The 15323-nt window shown below is 76.3% G+C and carries 12 protein-coding genes; 4 read left to right on the plus strand and 8 right to left on the minus strand.

All coding sequences use genetic code 11. The annotated features are described in order from the left end of the window. Position 1: 1 nt before the first annotated feature. Genes ACVJO7_RS13570 through ACVJO7_RS13585 form a run of 4 tightly spaced genes read right to left on the minus strand, consistent with a single transcriptional unit; the run spans position 2 to position 4454 of the window. Positions 2–1255, minus strand: coding sequence for an N-acetylglucosamine-6-phosphate deacetylase (locus ACVJO7_RS13570; RefSeq protein WP_491673150.1), 1254 nt, complete (start codon positions 1253–1255; stop codon positions 2–4). Then, positions 1255–2937 (minus strand): putative PEP-binding protein, encoded by a 1683-nt coding sequence (locus tag ACVJO7_RS13575; RefSeq protein ID WP_491673151.1) that lies wholly within the window; start codon positions 2935–2937, stop codon positions 1255–1257. Before ACVJO7_RS13575 ends, ACVJO7_RS13570 begins: the two co-directional genes overlap by 1 nt. Continuing rightward, positions 2934–3200: an HPr family phosphocarrier protein gene (locus tag ACVJO7_RS13580; RefSeq protein WP_491673152.1), complete on the minus strand. Its 267-nt coding sequence runs from the start codon at positions 3198–3200 to the stop codon at positions 2934–2936. The genes ACVJO7_RS13575 and ACVJO7_RS13580 overlap by 4 nt, the downstream gene beginning before the upstream one ends. 24 nt (positions 3201–3224) lie before the next feature. Next, entirely contained in the window at positions 3225–4454 is a 1230-nt protein-coding gene (locus tag ACVJO7_RS13585) for a PTS transporter subunit EIIC (RefSeq protein WP_491673207.1), read from the minus strand. 259 nt (positions 4455–4713) lie between these two features. Between ACVJO7_RS13585 and ACVJO7_RS13590 the strand changes: the two genes are divergently transcribed. Genes ACVJO7_RS13590 through ACVJO7_RS13600 form a run of 3 tightly spaced genes read left to right on the plus strand, consistent with a single transcriptional unit; the run spans position 4714 to position 6034 of the window. Beyond that, the gene (locus ACVJO7_RS13590) at positions 4714–4944 is read left to right on the plus strand and encodes a PTS sugar transporter subunit IIB (RefSeq protein WP_344028458.1); all 231 of its coding nucleotides are present in this window, start codon (positions 4714–4716) and stop codon (positions 4942–4944) included. Next, positions 4941–5399, plus strand: coding sequence for a PTS sugar transporter subunit IIA (locus ACVJO7_RS13595; protein WP_491673153.1), 459 nt, complete (start codon positions 4941–4943; stop codon positions 5397–5399). Before ACVJO7_RS13590 ends, ACVJO7_RS13595 begins: the two co-directional genes overlap by 4 nt. After that, entirely contained in the window at positions 5396–6034 is a 639-nt protein-coding gene (locus ACVJO7_RS13600) for an HAD family hydrolase (protein WP_491673154.1), read from the plus strand. The genes ACVJO7_RS13595 and ACVJO7_RS13600 overlap by 4 nt, the downstream gene beginning before the upstream one ends. Here ACVJO7_RS13600 and rsmD read toward each other — a convergent pair. Both rsmD and ACVJO7_RS13610 read right to left on the minus strand, forming a co-directional pair. Next, positions 6019–6576: a 16S rRNA (guanine(966)-N(2))-methyltransferase RsmD gene (gene rsmD, locus ACVJO7_RS13605; protein ID WP_491673155.1), complete on the minus strand. Its 558-nt coding sequence runs from the start codon at positions 6574–6576 to the stop codon at positions 6019–6021. The genes ACVJO7_RS13600 and rsmD overlap by 16 nt on opposite strands. Before the next feature lie 22 nt (positions 6577–6598). Beyond that, positions 6599–9985 (minus strand): pyruvate carboxylase, encoded by a 3387-nt coding sequence (locus ACVJO7_RS13610; protein WP_491673208.1) that lies wholly within the window; start codon positions 9983–9985, stop codon positions 6599–6601. A gap of 186 nt (positions 9986–10171) precedes the next feature. On the opposite strand from ACVJO7_RS13610, the gene ACVJO7_RS13615 reads away from it, so the two are divergent. Beyond that, positions 10172–10999, plus strand: a complete 828-nt coding sequence (locus tag ACVJO7_RS13615) for a hypothetical protein (protein ID WP_491673156.1) — start codon at positions 10172–10174, stop codon at positions 10997–10999. Here ACVJO7_RS13615 and recG read toward each other — a convergent pair whose 3' ends face one another. Both recG and ACVJO7_RS13625 read right to left on the minus strand, forming a co-directional pair. Then, positions 11000–13174 carry an ATP-dependent DNA helicase RecG gene (gene recG / locus ACVJO7_RS13620; RefSeq protein ID WP_344028444.1) on the minus strand — a complete coding sequence of 725 codons (2175 nt, stop codon included), beginning with the start codon at positions 13172–13174 and terminating at the stop codon, positions 11000–11002. Then, positions 13175–15223 carry a DAK2 domain-containing protein gene (locus ACVJO7_RS13625; RefSeq protein ID WP_491673157.1) on the minus strand — a complete coding sequence of 683 codons (2049 nt, stop codon included), beginning with the start codon at positions 15221–15223 and terminating at the stop codon, positions 13175–13177. Positions 15224–15323: the final 100 nt, after the last annotated feature.

Raw genomic sequence — 15323 nt, forward strand, 5'->3', positions numbered from 1 at the left:
GTCACACCTCTCGGTTCGGGGTCGGGCCGGACCGGCCGGTGACGGTCGCCCCGCACCGCAGGACCTCGGCCGGGCGCAGTGCGGGATCGGTGACGAGCACGTCCGCCCGGTGCCCGGCGGCCAGCGAGCCGATCTCGTGGTCGAGCCCGAGCAGCCGGGCCGGGGTACGGGTCGCCGCGGTGACGGCGGCCGCGAGCGGCACCCCGCTGCCGGTCACCGTGCTGCGCAGCACGTCGATCATCCGGGCGGTGCCGCCGGCGATCGCCCGGCCGCCGGTGCCGCCCGCGGCCGCCAGCCGGGCCACCCGGTCGGCGACCCGGACGTCCATCGCGCCGAGCCGGTAGCGGCCGTCCGGCATGCCGGCGGCCGCCATCGCGTCGGTGACCAGGGCGATCCGGTCCGGGCCGACGAGATCGAACACGGCGGACACGGTGTCCGGCGACAGATGGACGCCGTCGGCGATCAGCTCGACCACCAGCTCGCCGCGGGCGGCGGCGGCCAGGCAGGCGGTGGCCGGCCCGGGGGCGCGGTGGTGCACCGGGGGCATCGCGTTGAACAGGTGGGTCGCGCTCATCGGGGCGCCACCGGCCCGCCGGATCGCGGCGGCGGTGGCCCGGGCGTCGGCGTCGGTGTGCCCGATGCTGGGCAGCGCCCCGTACCCGGCCAGCACGGCGAGCAGCTCCGGGTAGCGCGGGGTCTCCGGGGCCAGCGTCATCGACGCGACCGTGCCGCCCGCGGTGGCGAGCAGCTTCTCCAGCAGCACCGGGTCGCCGGGGACGATCGCCGCCGGATCGTGCGCGCCGCAGCGGGCCACCGCGAGGAACGGGCCCTCCAGGTGGATCCCGGCCAGCTCCCCGGCGGCGACCAGCGGGCCGAGCAGCTCCAGCCGGTCGGCCAGCGTCGCGGCCGGCGCGGACACCAGGCTGGCCAGCATCGTGGTGGTGCCGTGCTCGCGGTGGTGCGCGACGGCCGCCAGTGCGCCCGCGGCGGTGGTGTCCGGGAAGCCGTGCCCGGCCGCGCCGTGACAGTGCACGTCGACCAGACCGGGCAGCAGCAGCCGGTCGGTCGGCGGGGGCAGCCTGCCGGGCGGGCCGGCCCAGGACGCGGCGGGCACGACGGCGACGATCCGGTCGCCGGTGATCGCGACGACGGTGTCCGGGAGGGTCCGGCCGTCGGTGACGACGGTGCCGCGCAGCAGGCGGTCGGGCACCGCATCGGGCGCCGCCGGGTCCGGTCCGGTCGGTGCGGGCTGCATCAGGTCCGCTCCAGCAGGGCCGCGACGGCCGCGCGGGCCGCCGCCGGGCCGTCGGCGGCGCGGGCCAGGTCGGCGGCGCGACGGCAGGTGTCCCGGTCGTGCCGGGCCAGGGCGGCGGCCACCGCGTCGCGGGCCGCCGGCGCGGTGGACAGGCTGGTCGCGCCCAGCCCGACCAGCACCACCGCGAGCTGCGGATCGGCGGCCGCCTCGCCACACACACCGACCGGTGTGCCGGTGGCCCGGCCGGCCTCGCCGACCAGGCCGACGAGATCGAGCAGCGCGGGCTGCCACGGGTCGAGCAGCTCGCCGAGCGCCCCGACCGTGCGGTCCGCGGCCATCAGGTACTGGCCCAGGTCGTTGGTGCCGATGCTGACGAAGTCGACGGTCCGGCACAGCTCGCGGGCCCGCAGCGCCGCGGCGGGCACCTCGATCATCGCGCCGGCCCGCAGCGGTCCGGCCGCCCGCGCGAGTTCCGCGAAGCGGGCCGCCTCGGCGGCGGTGGCGATCATCGGCGCCATCACGTCGACGCCGCGCCCGGCCTCCCGGGCGGCCTCGGCGATCGCGGCCAGCTGCTCGGTGAGCAGCTGCGGGTGCCCGGCCGCGGTGCGCAGTCCGCGCACCCCGAGCGCCGGATTGGCCTCCTCCCCCAGCGGCAGGAACGGCAGCGGCTTGTCCGAGCCCGCGTCCAGGGTCCGGACGACGACCCGCCGCGACCCGAACGCGCGCAGGATCCGGAGCAGCTGGTCGCGCTGCTCGGCGCGGGTCGGGGCGGTGCCGCGGTCGAGGTACAGCAGCTCGGTGCGCAGCAGCCCGATGCCCTCCGATCCGCCCGCCGCGGCGTCCAGCGCCTGCCGCTCGGTGCCGATGTTGCTCAGCAGCGGCACCGCGGCGCCGTCCGCGGTGCGGCCCGGGCCGCTCGCCCGCCCGGGCCCGGCGACCGGACGGGCGGCGGCCGCCGCCCGGGCGGCGGGCGGCGGGTCGACCTGCACGGTGCCCGCTGCACCGTCGAGCAGCACGGTGGCGCCGGCGGCGATCCGGGCGGCGTCCGGGCAGCCCACGACGGCGGGCAGGCCGAGCGCCCTGGCGATGATCGCGGTGTGGCTGGTCGGGCCGCCCTGCTCGGTGAGCAGTGCGACGACGTCGCTGCCGGCCAGCGCGGCGGTGTCGGCCGGGGACAGGTCGGCCGCGGTCAGCACCACCGGGTGCCCGGGCGCCGGGAGCCCCGGTGGCGCGACCCCGAGCAGCCGGGCGACCGTGCGGTGCCCGACGTCGCGGACGTCGGTGGCGCGCTCGGCGAGGTACCCGCCCAGCCCGGCGAGCCGGGTGCAGAACTCCTCGACGGCGAGGGTGACCGCGTGCGCGGCCGGCGTCCCGGCCCGCACCCGCTGGTGCGCGGCCGCGGCGAGCGTCGGGTCGAGCGCGATCGCCGCGGTCGCCTCCAGCACGCCCGCCGCGGCCGGGTCCGCGGTCCCGGCGCGCGCCTGCAGGTCGGCGGCGACCGCACCCAGCGCGTCGTCGATCCGGGCGCACTCGGTCCGGGCGTCGGCCCCGGCCGGGTCGGCGGCCGAGGTGACCGGCGGTGCGGCGAGCCGGGCCAGCGGCGCGCAGGCGGTCCCGGGGCTCACCCCGCGCCCGGTCAGGACGGTCCCGGCGGCGCGGGCCGGGTGTGCAGCCGTCGTCACGCGTCGAGGCCCGACTCGAGCAGCCCGACCAGCCCGGCCAGCGCGGCCTCGGCACCGTCGCCGTCGGCGGCCAGCACCACCTCGTCGCCGTGCCCGACGCCGAGGGTGAGCACGTTCAGCACGCTGCGGGCGTCGACCGGGTCCCCGCCGCGCACGGCGATGGTCACCGGCACGCCGGTGGCGCCGGCGGCCCGGGCGAACAGGGCGGCGGGGCGGGCGTGCAGGCCCACCTGGGACGCGACGACCGCGGTTCGGGTGTGCACGTCGATCTCCTTCCGGTGCGGGGTTCAGGAACGCTCGGGGGTGTCCGGCCTGCCCGGCTCGACCGGCCGGCCCGGCGCGTCCGGGGCGGCCGGTGCGGCCGGTGCGGCCGGTGCCGGGGTGCCCGGCTCGGTGGTCTCGTCGTCCTCCCGGCCCGGCGTGCGCAGGTTCCAGCGCCGGATCACGAACCGGAACAGCAGGTAGTAGACGACGGCGTAGGCCAGGCCGATCGGGATCAGCCACAGCGGCCGGGTGGACTGGCCGAAGTTCAGCACGTAGTCGATCGCCCCGGCGGAGAAGGTGAACCCGCTGTGGATGTCGAGCGCGTTGACCAGGGCCAGCGAGGTGCCGGTGAGCAGGGCGTGGATCAGGTACAGCGGCCAGGCCACGTAGACGAAGGCGTACTCCAGCGGCTCGGTGATCCCGGTGACGAACGAGGTCAGCGCCACCGACACCATGATCCCGCCGACCAGCTTGCGCCGCTCCGGGCGGGCCTCGTGCCAGATCGCCAGCGCGGCGGCGGGCAGCGCGAACATCATGATCGGGAAGAAGCCGGTCATGAACACGCCCGCCGTCGGGTCGCCGGCGAAGAACCGGTTGAGGTCACCGTGCGCGCCCTCGAAGTCGCCGATGATGAACCAGACCACCGAGTTGATGATGTGGTGCAGGCCCAGCGGCAGCAGCAGCCGGTTGACCACGCCGAACACGCCGCCGCCGAGCACGGCGTTCGCCGCGACCGCGTCGCCCAGCCCGGTCAGCCCGGCGTTGAAGATCGGGTAGATCAGGCTCAGCAGCGCGGCGACGACCATCATCACGGCGGCGGTGAGGATCGGGACCAGCCGGCGGCCGTTGAAGAAGCCGAGGAAGGTCGGCAGCGTCGTGCGGTGGAAGCGCTGCCAGAGCAGCGCGGCGGTGAGCCCCGCGACGATGCCGCCGAGCACCCCGAAGTTGACGACGGCCTGCTCGCCGTCGGAGTCGACCACCCCGGGCAGGACCATCGGGCTCATCGCGGTGAAGACGCCGTCGAGCACCAGGTAGCCGACCAGCGCGGCCAGCGCGGTGGATCCGTCGGCCTTGCGCGCCCAGCCGATCGCGATGCCCAGCGCGAAGATCATCGGGAGGTTGTCGAACAGCGCGCCACCGGCCGCGGCGAGCACCTCGGCCGGCCGTTCCAGCCCGGGCACGCCGCCGAGCAGGTCGTCCTGACCGAGCCGCAGCAGCAGGCCGGCGGCCGGGAGCACCGCGATCGGCAGCATCAGGCTGCGGCCGAGCCGCTGCAGGCCGGCCAGCACGGCCCGCCGCCGCACCGGTTCGGCCGCCGCGTCCGGGGGTGTCGGTGAAGAGGTCACAGCGCCCATCGCAACGCGCTCCTCGGGTTCGTCTCGGGACCGTCCGGCGTTGTGGCAGCGCCGCTCTCAGCGGTACGGTCTGGTTATAACCAGTGAGAGTGGCGGCAGGTCAAACGGCTGTCAAGGGCACTGGTTCCTACCAGTCCCATCCGATGAGGAGCCGAACATGAGCAGAGCCGCCGACATCGTCGCGGGCCTCGGCGGGGCCGCGAACATCACCGACCTGGAACCCTGCATCACCCGGCTGCGGACCGAGGTCGGCGATCCCGCGCTGGTCGACGACGCGGCGCTGCGGGCCGCCGGCGCGCACGGCGTCGTCCGCTCCGGGACGGTCGTGCAGGTGGTGGTGGGACCGGACGCCGAGAACCTCTGCGACGACATCCGGGACCTGCTGTGACGGTCGTCGTCGGGGCCCCGGTGGACGGCACCGTGGTCGGCCTGGCGGACCTGCCTGACCAGGTCTTCGCCCAGGAGATGGTCGGCGCGGGCACCGCGGTCGAGCCGCCGCCCGGCGCCGACCGCGCGGTGGTGCTGGCCCCGGTCGCCGGGACCCTGTCGACGCTGCACCCGCACGCGTTCGTCGTCGGGACCCCGGGCGGGACCGCGGTGCTGGTGCACGTCGGCATCGACACCGTCGGCCTGCGCGGCGCGCCGTTCACGCTGCACGCCGCGCGCGGCGACGCCGTCGAGCGGGGTGCGCCGGTGCTGACCGTGGACCTGGCCGCCGTCCGGGCCGCGGGCTGCGCCGTGACCTGCCCGGTGGTGGTGCTCGACGCGCCCGCCGGATCGGTCCGCGCGGTCGCCGGGGAGCCGGTCCGGGCCGGCGCCGAGCTGTTCGTCTGGGCGCCGTGACCGCCCCGGTCGTGTTCGACCTGGACGGCACGCTGGTGCTCAGCGAGCACGTGCACCGGCGGACCTGGTTCCGGTTCTTCGACGAGTGGGACGCCCGGATCGACGAGGGCACCTACCGGAACCGGTTCGTCGGCCGGCGCGCGGTCGACGTGCTGCCCGAGGTCGACGGCCCGTGGCGGGGCACCCCGGTCGAGGAGCTCGGCCGCAGGCTCGCCGAGCTCGCGACCGGGCTCGCCGACGAGGTCCGGCCGGTCCCGGGCGCCGTTGCTCTGCTCACCTCGCTGGCCGGGCGCGGGCACCGGCTCGCGGTGGTGACCAGCGCGCGCCGGGACTACGCCGAACGGGTCCTCGAGCGGGTTCTCGGCGCCGCGCCGCTGGTCGAGTTCGTGGTGACGGCCGGCGACGTGACCCGCGGCAAGCCGGACCCGCAGGGCTACCTCGGCGCCTGCGCGCGGCTGGCCGCCGATCCGGCGGACTGCTGGGGCTTCGAGGACTCGCCGTCCGGGGTGGCCGCGCTGGCCGCGGCGGGGTTCGGCACGATCGTCGGGGTGTGCAGCACCGCGCCCGCCGCGGACCTGCTCGCCGCCGGCGCCCACCGGACCGTGCCCGACCTGCGGGATCAGCCGCCGGTGTAGCGGGCCCGGTGCAGCACGGTGTCCCCGTAGCGCCGGGACCGCCCCGGTTCCAGGCCGTCCGGCCAGCCGAACTCCCCGGACGCCTTGGCCCGCTCCACCACCACCGTCGCGCCGGGCGCCAGCCAGCCGTTGCCGGCCGCGGCGGTGAGCCAGCCGGCGATCTCGGCGTCGTCGACGGCGTAGGGCGGGTCGACCAGCACCACGTCGAACTCCCGCGGGGCCGGTGCGCCGAGCGCCGTGCCCGCCGCGGCGGCGATCACCCGGCCGCCGAGCCCGACGGCGGCGAGATTGCGCCGGAGCACCCCGGCGGCGCGCCGGTCGGACTCGACGAACACGGCGTCGGCGGCGCCCCGGGACAGCGCCTCCAGGCCGAGCGCGCCGGACCCGGCGCACACGTCGAGCACGGCGGCGCCGTCCATCCCGGGATCGTGGTCCAGCGCGGAGAACAGCGCCTCCCGGACCCGGTCCGAGGTGGGCCGGGTGCCGGACGCGGGCACGGCGAGCCTGCGCCCGCCGGCCCGGCCCGCGATCAGCCTCGTCATCCCCCCATGATCCCCGGCCGGGTCACTCCAGCTCCACCAGCAGGTCCCCGCCCTCGACCTGGGTGACCTCGCCGATCGCGAGCCGCCTGACGGTCCCGGCGGTGTGCGCGGTGATCGACGCCTCCATCTTCATCGCCTCGATGGTGGCGACGGTCTGCCCGGCGTCGACCCGGTCGCCCTCGCCGACCTGCAGCGTGACCACCCCGGCGAACGGCGCGGCGACGTGGCGGTCGTTGCCCTTCTCCGCCTTCTCTGCCGCCTTGACCTCGGTGGCAACCGACTCGTCGCGCACCGCGACCGGGCGGATCTGCCCGTTCAGGGTGGTCAGCAGGGTGCGGTAGCCGCGCGCGTCGGGCTCGGAGATCGCCTCCAGCTCGATCAGCAGGGTGACGCCCGGCTCCAGCTCCACGGTGTGCTCGAGGTCCTCCTCCAGCCCGTAGAAGAAGTCCTTCGAGCTGAGCACCGAGGTGTTGCCGAACTGCTCGCGGTGCGCGTCGAACTCCTTGGTCGGCCCGGGGAACAGCAGGCTGTTCAGCGTCCGGCGGCGGTCGTCACGCAGTCCGCGGCGGTCGGCGATGGTCAGGTCGGCCTTGGCCGCCTCCGGGCTGCGGCCCTCCAGCGCGCGGGTCCGGAACGGCTCCGGCCAGCCGCCGGGGGGCTCCCCCAGCTCGCCGCGCAGGAACCCGATCACCGAGTCCGGCACGTCGAACGACGACGGGTCCTTCTCGAAGTCCGCGGGCTCCACCCCGGCGCCGACCAGGTGCAGCGCCAGGTCGCCGACGACCTTCGACGACGGCGTCACCTTCACCAGCCTGCCCAGCATCCGGTCGGCGGCGGCGTAGCAGTCCTCGATCAGCTCGAACCGGTCGCCGAGGCCGAGCGCGATCGCCTGCTGACGCAGGTTGGACAGCTGCCCCCCGGGGATCTCGTGGTGGTAGACGCGCCCGGTCGGCGACGCCAGGCCGGACTCGAACGGCGCGTAGACCTTCCGGACCGCCTCCCAGTACGGCTCCATGTCGCCGACCGCGGCCAGCGACAGCCCGGTCGCCCGCTCGGTGTGGTCGGTGGCCGCGACCAGCGCCGACAGCGACGGCTGGCTGGTGGTGCCCGCCATCGAGGCGACGGCGCCGTCGACGGCGTCCACCCCGGCGTCGATCGCCGCGACCAGCGTCGCCAGCTGACCGCCCGCGGTGTCGTGGGTGTGCAGGTGCACCGGCAGGTCGAACCGGTCCCGCAGCGCGCCGACCAGGGTCCTCGCCGCGGGCGGCCGCAGCAGCCCGGCCATGTCCTTGATCGCCAGCACGTGCGCGCCGGCGTCGACGATCTGCTCGGCGAGGCGCAGGTAGTAGTCGAGGGTGTAGAGCTCCTCGGCCGGGTCGGACAGGTCCGCGGTGTAGCAGAGCGCCACCTCGGCCAGCGCCGTCCCGGTGTTCCGGACGGCGTCGATGGCCGGCCGCATCTGGGAGACGTCGTTGAGCGCGTCGAAGATCCGGAAGATGTCCATCCCGGTCTCGGCGGCCTCGGCGACGAACGCGTCGGTCACCTCGGTCGGGTACGGCGTGTAGCCGACGGTGTTGCGCCCGCGCAGCAGCATCTGGGTGCAGATGTTCGGCGCCGCGGCCTTCACCGCGGCCAGCCGCTCCCACGGGTCCTCGGCCAGGAACCGCAGCGCGACGTCGTAGGTCGCGCCGCCCCAGCACTCCAGCGACAGCAGCTCCGGCATCGTGCGCGCCACGTACGGGGCGACGGCGAGCAGATCGCGGGTCCGCACCCGGGTGGCGAGCAGCGACTGGTGGGCGTCCCGGAACGTCGTGTCGGTGACGGCGACGGCGGTCTGCTCGCGCAGCCGCCGGGCGAAGCCCTCCGGGCCCAGCGAGCGCAGCAGCTGCGCCGAACCGTCCGGGGCCGGCGCGTCCAGCACCGACGGGTCCAGCTGCGGCAGCTTCTCGACCGGCTCGACGACGACCGGGCGGGGACCGTTCGGCTGGTTCACCGTGACGTCGCCCAGGTACTGCAGGATCCGCGAGCCGCGGTCGGCCGAGGGCCGCGCCCGCAGCAGGTGCGGGCGTTCCTCGATGAAGCTGGTGGTGACCCGGCCCTCCCGGAAGTCCGGGTCGTCGAGCACCGCGGCGAGGAACGGCAGGTTGGTCGCGACGCCGCGGATCCGGAACTCGGCGATCGCCCGCCGCGCCCGGCGGGCCGCGTTGGCGAAGTCGTGGCCGTGGCAGGTCAGCTTGACCAGCATCGAGTCGAAGTGCGCCGAGACCTCGGCGCCGACGTGCACGGTGCCGCCGTCGAGCCGCACCCCGGGCCCGCCCGGCGAGCGGTACACCGAGATCGTCCCGACGTCGGGCCGGAACTCGTTGGCCGGGTCCTCGGTGGTGATCCGGGTCTGCATCGCGGCCCCGGTGAGCGTGATGTGGTCCTGGGTGAGCCGCAGCTCGGGCAGCGTCATCCCGGAGGCGATCCGCAGCTGGGCGATCACCAGGTCGCGGTCGGTGACCTGCTCGGTCACCGTGTGCTCGACCTGGATGCGCGGGTTCATCTCGATGAAGTGGTGCTGTCCGCGCTCGTCGAGCAGGAACTCCACGGTGCCCGCGTTGACGTAGCCGATCTGCCGGGCGAAGTTGACCGCGTCGGCGCAGATCCGGTCCCGCAGCTCCGGGTCGAGGTTCGGTGCCGGGGCGATCTCGACGACCTTCTGGTGCCGGCGCTGCACCGAGCAGTCCCGCTCGAACAGGTGCACGACGTTGCCGTCGGCGTCGGCGAGGATCTGCACCTCGATGTGCCGCGGGTTCACCACGGCCTGCTCCAGGAACACCGTCGGGTCGCCGAACGCGGACTCGGCCTCGCGCATCGCCGCCTCGATGGCCTCGCGCAGCGCGGAGGGCTCCTGGACCCGGCGCATGCCGCGCCCGCCACCACCGGCGACGGCCTTGACGAACACCGGGAAGTCGATGCCCTCGGCGGCCGCGACGAGCTCGTCGACGTCCGACGACGGGTCCGACGACTCCAGCACCGGCACGCCGGCCTCGCGGGCCGCGGCGACCGCGCGGAACTTGTTGCCGGTCAGGTGCAGCACGTCGGTCGGCGGGCCGACGAAGGTGATCCCGGCGTCGGCGCAGGCCCTGGCCAGGTCGGGGTTCTCCGACATGAAGCCGTAGCCGGGGTAGACGGCGTCGGCGCCGGCCTTCCGCGCGGCCCGGATGACCTCGTCCACCGACAGGTAGGCGCGCACGGGGTGACCGGGCTCGCCGATCTGGTACGACTCGTCCGCCTTCGCCCGGTGCAACGAGTTGCGGTCCTCGTACGGGAAGACGGCGACGGTCGCGATACCCAGCTCGAACGCCGCCCGGAAGGCCCGGATCGCGATCTCACCACGGTTGGCCACCAGCACCTTGCGGAACATCGATCCCCTCACTTCTCCTCGTGCGCCCGGCGGCGCGGTGTTCCCGGACACCGGGCGCGTGATCCTGACACGTGGAACGCGCCGCCGACCACCGCGGGGAACCACCTGGTGGAACCCCGCCGGTCCGTCCGGCGGCCACCCGTCCGGCCCGCACCGCAACCGCGCCCGTTCGGGTACCAAGGAGGGATGACGCGCAGCACGCACCGCGGTCACGGCCGCCCCGTCCGGTGGAGCGGCGGCGGCCGGGCGGCCCTGCACGGCCACCGGCCGGGGCTGCGGCCGCACCGCGGTGGACGGCCCGCCCGGCCGCTCGCGCGGGTGGCGGCCGGGTCCGGTGTGGTGATCCTCGCGGGAACGGCGGTGGTGGTCGTGGGAGTGGTGGTCGCGGTGCTCGCCCAGCTGCTGCTGGTGCTGCTCGTCGGGATGATGGCGATCGGCGTGCACCGCGCGCTGCGGAGCGCGGCCCGGAACCGGGCCGATCCGCCGCCGCACCCGCAGCCCACCGGCGCCGCGGTCACCGCCGAGCAGGCGTGGCGGCGCGCCCGCGCCGACCACCAGCGGCTCCGCGCGGAGTTCCTGGAGCACGAGACCGACCCGATGGCGGTGCTCCGCCGCCCGGCGCTGTCCGACGTCACGGTGCCCAGCACCGCCCGGTTCGTCGACGCGTTCGCCGCGGCGCAGGCGCTCGACACCGACGGCTACCCCGGCGAGCCGTACGGCGCCCACTACCTGCGCGCCGTCGAGGCGGCCCGGCGCGCCTGGCGGGCCGCCGTCGACGCGGCCGACCGGATCCGGCTCTCCGGGCTCTCCGCCGAGGAGCGGCGCACCGTGGAGCGCGTGGTCAAGCTGCTGACCACGGCCCGCGACTCCGACTCCGAGCCGGAGCGGCTCGCCGCCTACGCGCGGGCCCGCAGCGAGCTGGACCGGCTCGACCGGGCCGGGATCGTGCACCTGCCCGCCCCGGCCAGGGCCCATCTCGACGCCCGCGCCCGCGGCGAGCTGCCCGGGGCCTGATCAGGCCTTGTCGAGGTAGGCGGCGCGCTCCTCGTCGCCCAGGGTCTCCCCCACCAGCGCCCGCAGCCGCGGATGCCCGAGCAGGCCGGGATCGCGCCCGACCAGGTCCTGGGCGTAGACCTGGGCCTTCGCGATGACCTCCTCGTGCCGCAGCAGCGACAGCAGCTTCAGCCCGGACCGTGACCCGGACTGGCTGGCGCCCAGCACGTCACCCTCCCGGCGCAGCTCCAGGTCGAGCCGGGCCAGCTCGAACCCGTCGGTGGTGCCGGCGACGGCGTCCAGCCGCTCCCGGGCGGTGGTGGCGGCCGGCATCTCGGTGACCAGCAGGCACAGCCCGGGGGCGGTGCCCCGGCCGACCCGGCCGCGCAGCTGGTGCAGCTGGGACAGGCCGAACCGGTCGGCGTCGAGCAGCACGATGCCGGTCGCATTCGGCACGTCGACGCCGACCTCGATCACCGTCGTCGCGACCAGCACGTCGAGCTCGGCGCGCTCGAAGGAGCGCATCACCGCGTCCTTCTCGTCGGGCGGGAGCTTGCCGTGCAGGATCCCGACCCGCAGCCCGGCGAGCTTCTCGGTGATCATCGGCGCGATGTCGAGGACGGCCAGCGGCGGCCGCCGCTCGGACTCGCCCTCCTCCGGCGGTGGCTCGTCGAGCTCCGGATCGGCCTTGTCGACGTCGCCGACCCGCGGGCACACCACGTAGCACTGGTGCCCGGCGTCGACCTCCTCGCGGATCCGCTGCCAGACCCGCTCGATCCACTGCGGGTGCTCGGCCAGTGGGACGACGGTCGTCGCCACCGGGGACCGGCCGCGCGGCATCCCCTTCAGCTCGGACACCGACAGGTCCCCGTAGACGGTCATCGCGACCGTGCGCGGGATCGGCGTGGCCGTCATCACCAGCATGTGCGGGGCGCGCTCGCCGCGGGCGCGCAGCGCGTCGCGCTGCTCGACGCCGAACCGGTGCTGCTCGTCGACGACGACCAGGCCGAGATCGGCGAACCCGACGGCGTCCTGGATCAGGGCGTGCGTGCCGACGACGATCCCGGCCGCGCCGGACTGCGCGTCCAGCAGGGCCTGCCGCTTGGCCTTCGTGCTCATCGACCCGGTGAGCAGCGTGACGGCGGTGGCGTTCTCGGCGGCGTCCAGCTCGCCGCCACGGCCGAGCGGCCCGAGCATCGCGCGCAGCGAGCGGGCGTGCTGGGCGGCCAGCACCTCGGTCGGGGCGAGCATCGCGGCCTGCGCGCCCGCGTCGACCACCTGCAGCATCGCCCGGAGCGCGACGATCGTCTTGCCGGCACCGACGTCGCCCTGCACCAGCCGGTTCATCGGGTGCTCCCCGGCGAGATCGGCGGCGATCTCCTCGCCGACCGCGAGCTGGCCGTCGGTCAGCGGGAACGGCAGGTCGGCGTCGAATGCGTCGAGCAGGCCACCCGCGGTGCGCGGGCAGGCCGGGGCGGGCCGGCCCACCGCGTCCTGCCGGCGCAGCGCCAGCGCCAGCTGCACGCCGAGCGCCTCGTCCCACACCAGCCGGTGCCGGGCGGCGTGGATGTCGGCCTCGGACTCGGGCACGTGGATCCGGCGCAGCGCCCGGCCCAGCTCGGGCAGGTTCTCCCGGCGACGCAGCTCCTCGGGCAGCGGATCGGTCGGGTCGTCGATCTGCTCCAGCGTCTGCCGGATCGACCGGGCGATCTCCTGCGAGGTGACCTTGGAGCTGGCCGGGTACACCGACAGGAACGGGCGCAGCGCATCCGTCTCGTCGAGCGCCTCGAACTGCGGGTGGGTCAGCTGCAGGCGCTGGTTGAACACCCCGACCTTGCCGGAGAACACCGCGCGCACGCCCGGCTTGATGAACTGGCGGACCTTGTAGGGGCTGAAGAAAGTGCAGTCGAGCTGGCCGCCCTTCTCGTCCCGGATGACGACCTGCAGCATCTGCCCGTTGCGCCGGCGCATGTCGCGCAGCGTCGCCTTCTCCACCTGCGCGATCAGGGTGGCGTGCTCGCCGGCGACCAGCCCGGCGATGTCGGTCAGCCTGCCCCGGTCGACGTGCCGGCGCGGGTAGTGCCGCAGCAGGTCGCCGACGGTCTCCAGGCCGAGCGGGGCCAGCGCGTCGGCGGCCTTCCGCCCCAGCGGCCCGGTCAGCCTGCTGTCCAGGTCGAAGGTCTGCACGCCCTCCATCTACTCCACCCCCAGCACCAGCGGGAAGTCGTGCTGGTCGCCGCGGTGCACCAGCACGTCCACCTCCGGATGGGTGCGGCGCAGGTCCTCGGCGAGCCGCTCGCCCAGCGCGTCGTCGGCCGCCGAGCCGAGCAGCACGGTCACCAGTTCCCCACCCGGTGTGAGCATGCGATGAGCCAACCACAGGGCCCCGACAGCCAGATCGGGGGCGATCAGCACCACCTCGCCGTCGGAGATGCCGAGCACCTCCCCCGGCCGGCACGGCCCGGCCCAGGTCAGTGCCTCCGCCTCGGCGATCTGCAGGCCGCCGGTGCGCGTCCCGGCGGCGGCCTCCGCCATCCCGACGACGTCCTCGGCCGCCCGGCGGTCCGGATCGTGCACGGCCAGCGCGGCCAGGCCCTGCAGCACCGACACCGTCGGGACGACGACGGCGTCGATCCCCTCCGCCCGGACCTGCTCGACCGCGGTCTCCGCCACGGTCCGCCGGTACGGCGCGCACGGCAGGACGACGACGTGCCCGGCGCCGGTCGCCCGGATCGCGGCGACCACGTCGTCGCGCACCGGATCGGGATCGGCGACCAGCACGTCCCCGCCGGCGGCCCTGGCGAGTGCGCCGGCCCCGGAGCTCTCGATCATGAGCAGGACGGCGCGGGCCCGGGTGCGGGTGAGCGCGGGCAGCGCCTCGATCCGGATCGACGACGGCCGCCCCGCCGCCAGGCCCGCCTCGACCGCCGCCCCCGGCTCGGTGGTGTGGACGTGCACCAGCCAGCCGCGCCCGCCGTCGCCCGCGATACCGACCGAGTCGCCCAGCGCGCCGAGCCGGATCCGGAGCGCCGTGAGGGCGTCCGGCGCGGGATCGTCGAGCAGGTAGGTGACCTCGTACACCGGCTGCGGGGCCGGTGTGGCGGGGAAGGGGCCGGCGGCCTCGCCGTGGCCTGCGCCCGGGCTGGTGGTCGATCCCGGCCCGGTCACCGCGCCGGTGTCCGGCGCACCCGGCCGTCCCGTGCGGTCGAACCCCGGGCCGCCGGGCCCCGGGCCGTCGGGCCCCGGGCCGTCGAGCCTCGCGAGGGTGCCCGCCGGGACCGGTTCCGGGGTGCCCCCGGCGGCGGCCACCAGCGCGTCGAGCACCACGACCAGGCCGAGCCCACCCGCGTCGACCACCCCGGCCCGGTCCAGCTCCGCGGGACGGCCGGCCACCCGGGCCAGCGCCGACCGTGCCGCCCGCGCCGCGACCGCGGCCGCCTCGGCCAGCGCCCCCTCGACCGATCCCGCACCGCCGTCATCCGCACGGGTTCGCTGCGTTCGCACGGGATCCGATCCCGTGCGAACGACAGGATCCCGTGCGAATCGGCCCGAGGCGGCCGACACCGCGGCGACCGTCTCGCCGACCGCCGACGCGGAGGCCTCCAGGACCGTGAGCGCGGTGCCGGGGCGGGGCGCCGACACGGCACCGGTGGCGAGCGCCGCGGCCCGGCGCAGCGCTCCGGCGAGCAGCTCACCCGCGGTGCGGGTACGGGTCGCGACTCCGGGACCCGACCCGACCGGGGCACCGGGACCCGGTCCGTCCGCAGCACCGGGACCCGGCCCGGCCTCGACACCACGACCCGGCAGACGCGCGCCCCCCGGTGCATCCGCAGCACCGGGGCCCGGCCCGCCCGCGACACCAGGACCCGGCTCGTCCCGGACACCCCGGTCGAGACCGGCCGGCCCGGCGCCCGTCGCCCCGGGCCCCGCCCAGCCGGTCCCCTCGGCCGGGGTCGCCGCCAGCTCCTCGGCGAGCCCCCGGAACAGCTGGGACAGGATCAGCCCGGAGTTCCCGCGCGCACCGCGCACCGCGGCCGCGGCCAGCGCCGCGGCCGCCCGCGCCGGGCCGCCCTCCAGCGGTGCCGACGCCGCCGCCCGCGCGGTGAGCAGCAGGTTCGAGCCGGTGTCGTGGTCGGCGACCGGGAACACGTTGATCCGGTCGATCTCGGCCCGGCCCGCGGTCAGCCGCTCGGCGGCCGCGTCGATCCAGCGGCGCAGCAGCGCGGGGTCGAACGGCGGGGCCACGCCGTCAGCGTAGGTGCGCGGCGGTCCGCCGCCGCCCCTGGGCGGGCCCCCGCGGAGGTCGCGTCGCACGGATGGCTAGACTGGATCGCCGAGCCCCGGT

The organism is Pseudonocardia sp. DxW, from assembly GCF_058448985.1.